Consider the following 12,020-nt stretch of genomic DNA (forward strand, 5'->3'; position numbering starts at 1 on the left):
GCATGCTCCCTCCCTTCTGCTTTATTTCCATAACACCCGTAGCCGTGAAATAAACCCTTTCATCCCTTCTGTGTTTGCCTCTTTGCCACCCGTAAGATATGCTTCTGTCAAGTTTCGAATGCAGTTCGCCGCTTTGCTTCGAGGGTAAGCAAGACAAAAAGGCTGCTGCTTTTTTACCGCTTTTGAAACATGAACATCGTCGTATATAAAGCCAAGCATGTTCATTTCTAAATTTAGAAATTCCCGGGCTACAAGCACTAATTTTTCTCCAGTCACTTTCCCTTCTTTCCCGCCTACCGCACGATTAACCACAATGTTGAAGCGAATATCATACTTTTGGCTATGCGCCATTTTAACCAAAGCATAAGCATCTGTTATGGCAGTCGGTTCAGGAGTCGTGACCAGGATCACTTCATCCGCAGCGAGCAAAAAGCGAAGCGTGTCTTTGGACATACCTGCACTCGTGTCTAAAATAATTGTATCAGCATATCCGTGCAAATGGGTTAATTGTTCGAAAAAATAATGTAATTTTATCTCGTCAAGCTCAAAAATTTGCGAGAGTCCCGATCCGCCAGCAACAAATTCTAGGTCATTAGGCCCTCTTTCAATAATATCCCAAATAGAGAGCCTCTTGTCTATTAAATCGACAATATTTCTTCGGGTCGAAATACCCATTAACACATCAATATTAGCGAACCCTACGTCCATATCAAAAAGCACAACTTTTTGCCCTTTTTGCTGTAAACACAAAGCAAAGTTAAGGGAAACATTCGATTTTCCCACTCCGCCCTTTCCGCTTGTTACCGCAATCACCCTTGTTTTTGCCGTTTTGGAAGAATAGCTTGAGGACGCGGCTGAGCGTACGCTAAGTTTCTCCCTTAAGCGCTGTGCCTGATCACTCATTCGCATAACTCTCCCAAAAGCATGGTCGCCACTTTTTCCGGGGTTGCGATTTCAATGTCATCAGGTACATTTTGTCCTGTCGTAAAATAAGAAAGAGCGAGTTTGTACTTTACCACCAAATTCAGGATCGAGCCATACGTTCCTGTCTCATCGATTTTCGTAAAAATCACCTTGTCAATCCGCGTTTCTTTAAAACTTTCAACAACAGTTTCCAGATCGCCATGTTTAGCAGTCAGGCTCAACACAAGAAACGTTTCGCTCGGCAAAGGGGACTGTAAAAGCTTGTTAATTTCATCTACATACTCTTTATTACGGTAATTGCGTCCTGCGGTATCCATAAATAGTAAATCACACCCGGCAAGACGCTCCACACTAGTAGCTAGCTCTTCCGGTGAATAAACGACTTTAAGCGGCACATTTAAAATATTGGCGTATGTTTTCAATTGCTCCACAGCCGCCATCCGATACGTATCAGATGTGAGCATTCCAATCCTTTTTTTGTCCCGAAGTACACTTTCCGCGGCCAGCTTCGCCAGTGTCGTCGTTTTTCCCACTCCGGTCGGTCCGACAACATTCACAAATGCAGTCGTATCTCGGAGCGGTCCATGGGCGGAATTGGCTTCCCTTACTATATCAATAATCGTTTCTTTTACTTTTTGGCGCACCTGCCGTTCATCTTGCAACTTTTCCAGTTCCAATTCTTTTATTACTTTTTCGAAAATCAAGCCTACGATATCTTGCGCAACATCTTGACCTATCAGGCGTTGACGAATAGGAAGAAAGGGCTTAGGAAGCGAAGCTCCGGCTGTATCCGCCATCACAAGTTTCCACAGCATGCTTCGCATCTCGTCCAACTCCCGCGAAACGCGGTTTTCCTGCTCCTCTTTTTTCCGATCATGGTTTGATGCGCTTTGCGTCCGAAAAGCCGCCGTTTGAAGAATAGCGGAAAATGGCGCTTTTTCTCCTGTTTCTTCTTTTGTTGCTGGAACGGGCGTAGAAAGCCTGGAATGTTTCGAGGGCGACAACATTGTTTTTTGGGAACGCTCGGCCCCCTTTTCTTCCTCTGGCTCGATAGCGGCGATCACTTCAAGCTGTCGCTTGCGAAACATACCTAAAAACCCACCTGTTTTGATGGGTTTTGTAGTAAGAATGACCGCGTCTTTGCCCAAATCGCTTCGGATTTGCTGTAGCGCTTCTGCCATCGAATTAACAACATATTTTTTTACGCGCATTAGATGCTCACCACCCCTACGCTTTGAATTTCAATTTGCGGCTCCAATTCGTTATAAGATAAAACAGGGACTTCCGGCATCATTCGCTCCACCAATTGGCGCAAATACATGCGAATGGCCGGCGAAGTTAAAATAATCGGCTGCTGACCCATTTGGAGCATACGGTTTACCTGTTCGGATAAAGCGTTAAAAATCCGTTGCGACGTATCTGGATCAATCGCCATATAGTTCCCCTGCTCCGTCTGCTGGATAGAATCAGAAATCGCTTTTTCCAAACTTGGACCCGCGGTAATGACTTGCAGGGGTTCACCCGGGTTAGCAAATTGTAGCGTAATTTGCCGCGAAAGTGCCTGACGTACATATTCCGTTAACAGATCTGTATCTTTCGTATATGTACCGTAATCTGCCAGTGTTTCGAGAATGGTCGGCAAATTGCGAATCGAGATCTTCTCTTTCAGCAGCTTTTGCAGTACTTTTTGTACATCTCCAACCCCCATAATGTTCGGGATTAGCTCTTCTACCAAAGCAGGGGCGGTCTCACGCACATTGTCAATTAACGCCTTCGTTTCCTGACGGTTCAGCAGTTCGTGCGCATACCGCTTAATGATCTCGGTAAGATGCGTAGCTACTACAGAAGGTGGATCAACCACCGTATAACCGGCCATTTCCGCGCGCTCTTTTACTTCTTCCGTTACCCAAAGAGCCGGCAATCCAAAGGCTGGCTCAACCGTTTCAATTCCGACAACGGATTCGTCATCAATCCCAGGGCTCATTGCCAAATAGTGGTCAAGCATAATCTCGCCGCGTGCTACCTGATTCCCCTTTATCTTAATCACATACTCGTTCGGGCGTAGCTGGATATTGTCGCGAATGCGAATAACAGGCACGACAAGACCGAGTTCAAGCGCACATTGCCGGCGAATCATAATGACCCGGTCAAGCAAATCCCCTCCCTGATTCGCATCAGCAAGCGGAATCAGCCCGTAACCAAATTCAAACTCAATCGGGTCGATATAGAGCAGGCTCACCACGCTTTCCGGACTGCGCACATCTTCCATATCCGCCTCTTCCGGCACAGACTCGAGTTCGATTTCTTTTGCTCTTATGCTTTTTTGCAGGCGAAATCCGCCAAATGCAAGCACCCCTGCCACCGGAAACGTGCGCAACACGCCAATCGGTGTAAAGATTCCCATCAAAGCGACAGTGGCCGCTACCACATACAATAATCGCGGATAAGAAAGCATTTGCTTCATTAGATCATCGCCGATATTATCCTCCGATGCCGCACGGGTTACGATAATCCCTGTCGCGGTGGATAACAGCAAAGCGGGGATTTGACTCACCAAGCCGTCACCAACCGAAAGCAAGGTAAAGGTTTTGGCTGCTTCGGCAAAATCCATCCCATGAATAACCATCCCTATGACAAGTCCGCCGATAATATTGATAATAAAAATAACAATGCCGGCAATCGCATCACCTTTGACAAATTTGGTCGCACCGTCCATCGCGCCGAAAAATTCGGACTCCTGACTGATTTTCTTCCGTCTCGCCTGCGCTTCCGCGTCCGATATCGCACCAGCGTTCAAGTCAGCGTCAATGGCCATCTGTTTTCCGGGCATCGCGTCAAGCGTAAAACGGGCCGCCACTTCAGCGACACGCTCCGAGCCCTTCGTGATAACCATGAAATTAATCAATGTTAAAATTAAGAAAACGACAAAGCCGACAATTGCATTCCCGCTGATCACAAACGAGCCGAAAGCCTCAATGACATTTCCCGCTTCCCCTAGCGATAAGATGTTACGCGTTGACGAAACGTTTAACGCCAAACGAAAAATCGTCGTAATCAGCAACAAGGACGGGAAGATCGAAAATTGAACGGGCTCATTAGTGTTCATTGCCACCAAAAGAATCGTTAGAGACAATGAAAGATTAATGATTAAAAGAAAGTCGAGGAGAGGATTCGGCATGGGAATAACAAGCATAATAACGACGCAGATAACAAATCCCATAACAAGTAAATCCTTGCGATTCATCTTTTTCTCCCCCTTTCATTCCTTAAATTTTTCCTTTTACTCTGTAGACGTAAGCCAAAATCTCAGCTACCGCCTGAAACAATTCTTCAGGAATTTGCTGGTTGATTTCTACTTGCGCGTACAATGCGCGCGCAAGCGGCTTGTTTTCTATTGTCACAACTTCGTGCCGTTCAGCAATCTCTTTTATTCGCAACGCAACAAAATCCTGTCCTTTCGCCACCACAGTCGGCGCCTGCATTGTGGTTCCATCATACTTAAGCGCCACTGCAAAGTGCGTCGGGTTCGTGATTACGACGTCAGCGTTTGGCACCTCCTGCATCATGCGCCGCATAGCCATTTCACGTTGCTTCTGTTTAATCTTTCCTTTAATTTGCGGGTCGCCTTCTATCATTTTGTGCTCATCTTTAATATCCTGCTTGGACATGCGAAGCTGCTTTTCGTATTGGAATTTTTGATACATATAATCAAGGATGGATAAAACAACGAGCAACCCGGCGACCATAAATCCCATCTGCAGTGTAAGCTTTCCTACAACGGTCAGCATGTCCCCTACGGATTTAGTCGCCAGCGTCAATAATTCCTCTTTGCCAGCCCACAGTACCAGCCATACTGCTATTCCAACAAACACGACCTTTAGAATGGATTTGATTAAATTAACCAGAGCCTGCAACGAAAAAATTCTTTTTGCTCCTTTAATCGGGTCAAGCTTATCCAGCTTCAGTTGCAAAGGCTTTGTGGTAAACAATAAACCAAACTGAAGATAATTCGCAAAAAAAGCAATGGCCATGGAAATCAAAAAAATCGGCCAGACCATCAGCGCAGCTTGGTATACCATCTCCGTCATTAATTTTTCCGTTGTTTCTTCAGTAAGTTCAAATAACAAATACCTATTAAAAAAAGCTTGAAAAAATTGATAGATTCTATCTCCCATGCTCTTGCCCATAAAGAGTAAAAACAAAAACAAACTGAACAGAACAAGGGCGGCAGGCACTTCCTGACTTTTGGCAACCTGTCCTTCTTCTCTCGCTTTCTTCCGTCTATGCGGCGTTGCTTTCTCGGTTTTTTCCCCTGAAAAAAACTGCAAGTCTACCTGAAAGCGAATCGTGTTCATGGAACTGCCCCCATTATTTCGATCATGCGTGCCATTGCGGAAAACAATACTTCCAGAAGGCGGGTCATAACAAAAAAGTAACCCGGAAAAACAACAACCAGAATCAGAAAGCCTGCGAGAATTTTGACCGGCATCCCCACTACAAAAATATTCATTTGCGGCACCGTTTTCGCCATGATGCCAAGCGCAAGATCAATGACAAACAAAGAGCTTACCAACGGTGCGGCCAGCAACATTCCCGACATGAACATATATGAAAACTTCTCGATCAAAAACGTGGACAATGTCCCATCACTCATCCCGCTAAACCAACGATCCAGCGGCACAACTTGATAGCTTGACAGTACACCTTGAATTAATAAATGGTGACCATTTGCCGATAAAATAAATAACATCGTAAGAATGTACTTAAAGTTTCCCATCAATGGTGCTTGTGTTCCCGTTAGCGGATCAACGACCGACGCCATTGCCAATCCCAGCATCATATCAATAATGGAACCCGCTACCTGGACGGCAGCCAGAAACAAGGCTGCAAGAAATCCAAGCAATAGGCCGGTTAGCACTTCTTTTATAACAAGATATACATAAGTCCAGTCAACCGGAATCACATGATTCGCTTTCACAAGCGGAAAAGCGATAAAAGCAATAAAAAAAGAAAGACCAATTTTGAATACGGCCGGAATGCTTCTTGTCGAAAAAATAGGTGCTGTTACAAAGAAAGCAGTAAGCCGAACGAATACAAGCAAAAACGCAGGCAACAACTCTAGCAATTGCATACTTTCGTTATCCTATAAATTTGTAGAGGTTCGATAGTATATTTGAGGTGAATTCCAGAATATGACTCAGTATCCACGGTCCAAAAATAACGAGTGCAATGAGTGTAGCGACAATTTTCGGGGCGAATGCCAGCGTCGCTTCCTGAATGGATGTTGTAGCCTGGAATATGCTAATAATGAGCCCGGCAATCAGCGCCACACCTACAAGAGGCGCACTTGTTAGCAGAACCGTAAATACAGCTTTTTGCGCAAGTGAAATAATAAACTCCTGTGACATATCCTATCCCTTCACCTCATTGAAAACTTAGTAACAGCGATTTTACGACAAGGTACCAACCGTCGACCAAAATAAACAATAGAATTTTAAAAGGAAGTGAAATCATAACTGGTGGAAGCATCATCATTCCCATGGCCATCAATACGCTCGCTACAACCATGTCGATCACGAGAAATGGGATGAATATCATAAATCCCATTTGCATCGCGGTTTTCAATTCGCTAATCGCATAGGCCGGCACCAGAGCAGTTAAAGGAATGTCTTTTACCGTTTTTGGCTTTGGGGACTTCACATAATCAAGAAAAAGCTTTAAATCTTTTTCTCTTGTATGTTTCACCATAAAATTTTTAAAGGGAAGTACCGCCCGTTCAATCGCCTGCTCCTGAGTAATTTGCTTTTTGAAATATGGTTGCAACGCCTGGCTATTCACCTGGGAAAACGTCGGCGCCATAATAAAAAACGTTAAAAACAGAGCAAGCCCAATTAATACTTGTGTCGGTGGCGCCTGCTGCGTGGACAGCGCCGTTCTAGTAAAGGAAAGCACGATCACGATTCTCGTAAAGCAAGTCATCATGACAAGAATAGAAGGAGCGATCGACAGAACAGTAAATAATAAGAGAATTTGCAATGTCAGCGATACATCTTCCGGTTTGTCAGATGCTCCTATCTTAATATCCAGCCCGGGAATCGATACCTGAGCGGCGGCGCTATGTTCGGGAAGAAAAAATATAAAGAGCGTAGCCAGACTCACAAATATACCCATTCTTTTCATTTCTCTTCTCCCTTTTCCTTCTCCCCATTATTGAACAATTCTTTTTCCATAGATTCCCGCCGCTGTCTTGCCTCTTTTACCTTCATTTGAAACATACTTTCAAAGGCTTCTCCTGTGCCAGCCTTCTTTCTGAACCATCGATTCACCAGCTCTCCCATAAATACAGGGTTCGATGCCGATGCTCCCCGCACTTCCAGAAGATCAAGAAGTTCATTCACTTCATCAGGGTCATCGATATAGCGCAGCAAATGAACGTTTTCTCCCACGCCTACGATATAAAGCGTCGTCCCTATTTGCACAATTTGCAGCGACTTCTGCGACCCAAGCGAACAGCCGCCCAGCATGCGAATTCCCGTTCTTCCAAACAAAGCGTTTGAACGCTTGCTAACAAAGCGAAGCAAAAAATAAATAACCGCAATGATTAACGCCAGTGCAATGATCGTTTGCAGCAACAAAGCAAACATCGAAGTCGACTCCTGCGCCGTCGTCCCCATTTCATCCAGTTTCATTGGTCGTATCCTTTCCCTTTAGAAACACTTCTTCAACATCATCTATGATCCCAACGTTTTCTTAATTGCCTCAATGACGCGATCCGCCTGAAACGGCTTTACGATAAAGTCTTTGGCCCCAGATTGAATCGCGTCAATAACCATAGCCTGCTGCCCCATTGCTGAACACATAATCACTTTAGCATCCGGATTGATTTTCTTAATTTCTTTAAGCGCTGTAATTCCATCCATCTCCGGCATGGTAATATCCATCGTTACGAGATCAGGAGATAATTCTTTGTACTTTTCAACGGCCTGTGCACCATCGCTTGCTTCCCCCACCACGTCGTACCCGTTCTTCGTCAAAATCTCCTTGATCATCATGCGCATAAAAGCTGCGTCATCCACAATGAGTATACGATTGCTCATAATGTAATTTCCTCCTTAAAATATAGATTTTTATTGCAAGTTTTGAATACGATCCCACTGGCTGATAATATCGGTCACGCGCACACCAAAATTCTCATCAATTACAACAACTTCGCCCTTAGCGATCAGCTTGTTATTTACAAGAATGTCCACCGGTTCTCCGGCAAGCTTATCTAATTCAATAATCGAACCAGGCGACAAATCTAAAATCTCCCTAATCTGTTTTTTCGTTCTTCCTAACTCCACTGTAACTTTAAGCGGAACATCCATAAGTATTCCTAGATTTTGTGGATTTCCCTGCTGGGAGAATCCCGTGTCAAACGAAGCAAACTGTACCGGTTGCACATTCGCCGGCGGCGTCTGCTTTCCTCCATAAGCCGGCTGTTGTGGCGGCTGTTGATACCCAGGTTGCTGCGGATAAGGCATTCCTCCCGGACGGCTTTGCGCTGAAGCAGGGGGCTGTGGTGGATAAGGGGTATTCATTCCATAACCTCCTGAAGCTTGAGCGGTCGTTTCGGCGTATGCCGACGCCGGCGAAGAAGTCGGCTGCTGGCTTTCTGGCGCCGATTCCGATGCCGCTGTCGTTGTTTCGTTCCCCATATTGCCCAGCAACGTCGAGACAAGAGAACGGGCAAACGGAACAGGAATCAACTGCATAATATTCGAATCAATTAATTGCCCGACTTTTAGCCGAAAAGAAACTTTTATGAGAATATCATCATCAGGAACATTTTCCACTCCCTTGCCGCGCGGCAAATCCATCATATCAATGCCCGGCGGGGAGATGTTTACAAGCTTATTAAAAACCGTCGACATGGACGTAGCAGCTGAACCCATCATCTGGTTCATCGCTTCTTGTACAGCGCTCAAATGAATGTCCGACAATTCCTCTGGCGGGGAACTTCCATCTCCGCCCATCATCAAATCAGCGATCACTTTCGCGTCTTCCGTACGGATCACAAGCAAGTTAATCCCTTGAAACCCTTCTGTATATTCAACATGTACAGCCACATAAGGTCGCGGAAACTCCGTCTGAATTTCATCGCGCCGGATAATGTCGACTCTTGGGGTCGTAATGTCTGTCACCTGCCCGAGCAAATTGGACAGGGCGGTGGCGGCGCTACCAAACGTGATATTTCCTATCTCACCGAGAGCGTCCTGTTCTAACGGTGTCAAAACTTCATTAATATCCAACGCATCGCTCTCGTTGTCATCATCCATTTCATCTTCTAAATGATTCTGCCGCAGCAAGGCGTCAATCTCCTCCTGAGATAACATTTCCCTACTCATCGTCTTCCACCTCTTCCTCCAACACGTTTTCAATCATTACCGCCACGCGGCCTCTCGATGTTCCCGGTCGCGCGAGATATTTTACCTTCTGCCCGATCCGAACTCTAATTTTATCTTCCGTACGTTGTTCCAACTGAATGACATCCCCAATTGCTAAATTCAAAAATTCACCCACGGAAATGACGGAAGTTCCAAGTTCTGCGATAAGAGGAAGTTTCGCTTTCCGCACTCTTTCTTCAAGAACTTGTTTTTCGACTTCATTGCGCGCTTTTTTCTGCGTGGACAGCCAGTAATGGGCCGAAAGCTTGACCATCAACGGTTCAAGCACGACATGCGGCAAACAAAGGTTAATCATCCCCGTCGTTTCCCCAATCTTCGTGCTAAAAGAAATGACGGCCACCGTTTCGTTTGGAGAAACAATTTGCATGAACTGCGGATTCATTTCAAGAAACTCCAATTCCGGTTCAAGTTCAATCACATCTTTCCATGCTTCCGCAAAATTACATAGCGCCCGACTAAACATCCGCTCCATAATAATGGTCTCGATTTCGGTCAGCGCGCCGAGCTTATTAGGAGCCGCTCCCTGACCGCCCAGCAGGCGTTCCAGCATAGCATAGGCGATATTCGGATTTACTTCCATGACCATTCGTCCCTCTAACGGTTCAGCTTCAAAGATATTCAGAATCGTCATTTTCGGAATGGAACGAATGAATTCTTCATAAGGAAGCTGGTCAACAGACGCAACACTTATTTGGACAAATGTTCGCAGCTGTGCCGAAAAATAAGTGGTAAGCAGTCTGGCATAGTTTTCATGAATGCGTGTCAACGTGCGGATCTGATCTTTTGAAAAGCGAAGCGCACGTTTAAAATCATACGATTTTATTTTTCGCTCCGCTTCTTCTTTTTTTAGATCTTCCGCGTTCATTTCTCCGGAAGAAATCGCTGCGAGCAAAGCATCTATCTCTGCCTGGGACAATACCTCTGTCATAAGTGTCACCCCCTTCTCCTCATCTGGTAGGCACGAAACGAATAGTATAAATCATCGTTATATACATTTTATACATCAACAATTCGATGAGTGGTTATTACATTGACTACTTTTCCTTCCTCCAAAAGCTGATTCAGTTCTTTCTTAATAGCCTCTTCCACTTTCTTCATTCCGGCCGGCCCCTGAATTTCTTCCGGCTTCATGGAGGAAAGGGTTTTTAAAATGATATGTATTACCTGCGGCTTACGAAGCTCCAGTTCATGCTTCGTTTTTTCATTTTGCGCCTGGATGGCAAATTTCGCGAGAATTAAGTCACCTGTGAGCAGGTTCGTACGGATTTCTTCCGTTTCCAGCGTGGCTTTCTCGAATTCCTCAGCGCTAACTTTTGCTTCAACCTGCTGAATCTGCATAGCCGATTCAGGTTTTTTGTAAGTCTGCCACAGGATAAAGCTGACGACAACGATAAGTGTGATCGACATCAAAATAATTAGCGTTATACTCAGCAGTCTGCTGTTAGCCATTCTCCATCCCCCCTTTTTCGATTTCTGTATGCTGTATGATGCTTGCTTTTATGGCATTGATGTCTCTGTAAAATTCTTTAAGAGTGTGAATGACCTCAGGAATCGACTCTCTAATCACGAACTTTTTGCCATTGATAAGCGTGATCATTGTGTCCGGCGTCGCTTCCAAACTTTCAATAAGCAAAGCATTGAGCACATACTCTTTTCCGTTTAACCGGGTCAAACGAATCATATCGCTCCCTCCACATAAAACAGGGGAGGAGCGGCCCTCCCCTGCTGCATCATCGTCGTTTTATCGTTTTAAATTTACGAGTTCTTCCAAGATCGAATCTGACGTAGTAATGATTCGGGAGTTCGACTGGAAGCCACGCTGTGCCACGATCATCTCGGTGAATTCCTCGGCCAAGTCAACGTTGGACATTTCAAGTTGGCCAGCAATTAAAACTCCACGCCCTGATGTTCCCGGCAAACCTACCAAATCAGTAAAATTCTTTTTGGTATCTGCTGCCGGCGCCCACTTATACATTGAATTCCCGATTTTTTCAAGGCCGCTAGGGTTTGTGATATAAGCAATTCCTATTTTTTTATCATCAGAACTCGAATTCGTTATAGTGGTTCCGTCTGATTTTTGAATAGAAACCGTTATCGTACCATCCTGACCAATCGAATAAGATTTGATATTGTCGGTACCTGCCGTTCCTCCACCTATATCATAAAGATTAATCTTGCTTCCACTCTTACTTAAAACGTACTGTCCGTTTGTTGTAACTAAATCACCTTTTGCATCAACGATAAAGTTTCCGGCACGCGTAAAATTGAAATCATTCGTTCCTGTTCCTACCACAAAAAAGCCGTTTCCTTGAATAGCAATATCCGAAGGCAATCCTGTGGTCATAGGTGCACCTTGCGTATGAAGTACATCGATTGAAGATATGGTAGCGCCCAGCCCGATTTGTTTTGGATTTACCCCTCCTACAGGCGGTGTTCCAGAAGGATTAGGTGCTGTTCCACCTGCTAACGTTTGGCTCAAAATATCCTGAAACATTACACGGCTCTTTTTAAAACCTACAGTGTTTACATTGGAAACATTATTTCCGATAACATCCAGCTTATTTTGGAAATTGCGCATCCCGCTAATACCCGAATACATGGAACGTAACATGTCTTTTACCTCCTTTATTTCGTGCGCCGCGTCAATCG

At 44.9% G+C, this 12,020-nt stretch carries 14 protein-coding genes; all 14 read right to left on the minus strand.

Annotation, left to right across the window (positions count from 1 at the left end):
• Positions 1 to 21 precede the first annotated feature (21 nt).
• The 14 genes from K3F53_RS11515 to K3F53_RS11580 all read right to left on the minus strand — a co-directional run bounded on the left by K3F53_RS11515 (position 22) and on the right by K3F53_RS11580 (position 11,982).
• Positions 22 to 903 carry a MinD/ParA family protein gene (locus K3F53_RS11515; RefSeq protein ID WP_057898424.1) on the minus strand — a complete coding sequence of 294 codons (882 nt, stop codon included), beginning with the start codon at positions 901 to 903 and terminating at the stop codon, positions 22 to 24.
• Positions 900 to 2,135 (minus strand): flagellar biosynthesis GTPase FlhF, encoded by a 1,236-nt coding sequence (flhF, locus tag K3F53_RS11520; RefSeq protein ID WP_057898423.1) that lies wholly within the window; start codon positions 2,133 to 2,135, stop codon positions 900 to 902. Before flhF ends, K3F53_RS11515 begins: the two co-directional genes overlap by 4 nt.
• Complete coding sequence (flhA, locus tag K3F53_RS11525; RefSeq protein WP_057898422.1) at positions 2,135 to 4,168, minus strand: flagellar biosynthesis protein FlhA; 2,034 nt, start codon at positions 4,166 to 4,168, stop codon at positions 2,135 to 2,137. The genes flhF and flhA overlap by 1 nt, the downstream gene beginning before the upstream one ends.
• A gap of 22 nt (positions 4,169 to 4,190) precedes the next feature.
• Positions 4,191 to 5,279, minus strand: coding sequence for a flagellar biosynthesis protein FlhB (flhB, locus tag K3F53_RS11530; RefSeq protein WP_057898421.1), 1,089 nt, complete (start codon positions 5,277 to 5,279; stop codon positions 4,191 to 4,193).
• Positions 5,276 to 6,055: a flagellar biosynthetic protein FliR gene (gene fliR, locus K3F53_RS11535; protein WP_057898420.1), complete on the minus strand. Its 780-nt coding sequence runs from the start codon at positions 6,053 to 6,055 to the stop codon at positions 5,276 to 5,278. Before fliR ends, flhB begins: the two co-directional genes overlap by 4 nt.
• Before the next feature lie 7 nt (positions 6,056 to 6,062).
• Entirely contained in the window at positions 6,063 to 6,332 is a 270-nt protein-coding gene (gene fliQ, locus K3F53_RS11540; RefSeq protein ID WP_057898419.1) for a flagellar biosynthesis protein FliQ, read from the minus strand.
• A 16-nt stretch (positions 6,333 to 6,348) separates the two neighbouring features.
• A complete protein-coding gene (gene fliP, locus K3F53_RS11545) occupies positions 6,349 to 7,095 on the minus strand; it encodes a flagellar type III secretion system pore protein FliP (RefSeq protein ID WP_082706168.1) in 747 nt (248 codons plus the stop codon).
• Positions 7,096 to 7,100: 5 nt separating this feature from the next.
• Complete coding sequence (locus tag K3F53_RS11550) at positions 7,101 to 7,613, minus strand: flagellar biosynthetic protein FliO (RefSeq protein ID WP_057898418.1); 513 nt, start codon at positions 7,611 to 7,613, stop codon at positions 7,101 to 7,103.
• A gap of 42 nt (positions 7,614 to 7,655) precedes the next feature.
• The gene (locus K3F53_RS11555; RefSeq protein WP_057898417.1) at positions 7,656 to 8,021 is read right to left on the minus strand and encodes a response regulator; all 366 of its coding nucleotides are present in this window, start codon (positions 8,019 to 8,021) and stop codon (positions 7,656 to 7,658) included.
• Positions 8,022 to 8,051: 30 nt separating this feature from the next.
• A complete protein-coding gene (gene fliY / locus K3F53_RS11560) occupies positions 8,052 to 9,311 on the minus strand; it encodes a flagellar motor switch phosphatase FliY (RefSeq protein ID WP_057898416.1) in 1,260 nt (419 codons plus the stop codon).
• Positions 9,304 to 10,299 (minus strand): flagellar motor switch protein FliM, encoded by a 996-nt coding sequence (fliM, locus tag K3F53_RS11565; protein WP_057898415.1) that lies wholly within the window; start codon positions 10,297 to 10,299, stop codon positions 9,304 to 9,306. The genes fliY and fliM overlap by 8 nt, the downstream gene beginning before the upstream one ends.
• A gap of 68 nt (positions 10,300 to 10,367) precedes the next feature.
• Entirely contained in the window at positions 10,368 to 10,820 is a 453-nt protein-coding gene (locus K3F53_RS11570; RefSeq protein ID WP_057898414.1) for a flagellar basal body-associated FliL family protein, read from the minus strand.
• Positions 10,813 to 11,052, minus strand: a complete 240-nt coding sequence (locus K3F53_RS11575) for a flagellar FlbD family protein (RefSeq protein ID WP_057898413.1) — start codon at positions 11,050 to 11,052, stop codon at positions 10,813 to 10,815. The genes K3F53_RS11570 and K3F53_RS11575 overlap by 8 nt, the downstream gene beginning before the upstream one ends.
• 60 nt (positions 11,053 to 11,112) lie before the next feature.
• A complete protein-coding gene (locus tag K3F53_RS11580; protein ID WP_057898412.1) occupies positions 11,113 to 11,982 on the minus strand; it encodes a flagellar hook-basal body complex protein in 870 nt (289 codons plus the stop codon).
• Positions 11,983 to 12,020: the final 38 nt, after the last annotated feature.

This window comes from Aneurinibacillus thermoaerophilus, from assembly GCF_019603355.1.
In the GTDB taxonomy this organism is placed as follows: domain Bacteria; phylum Bacillota; class Bacilli; order Aneurinibacillales; family Aneurinibacillaceae; genus Aneurinibacillus; species Aneurinibacillus thermoaerophilus.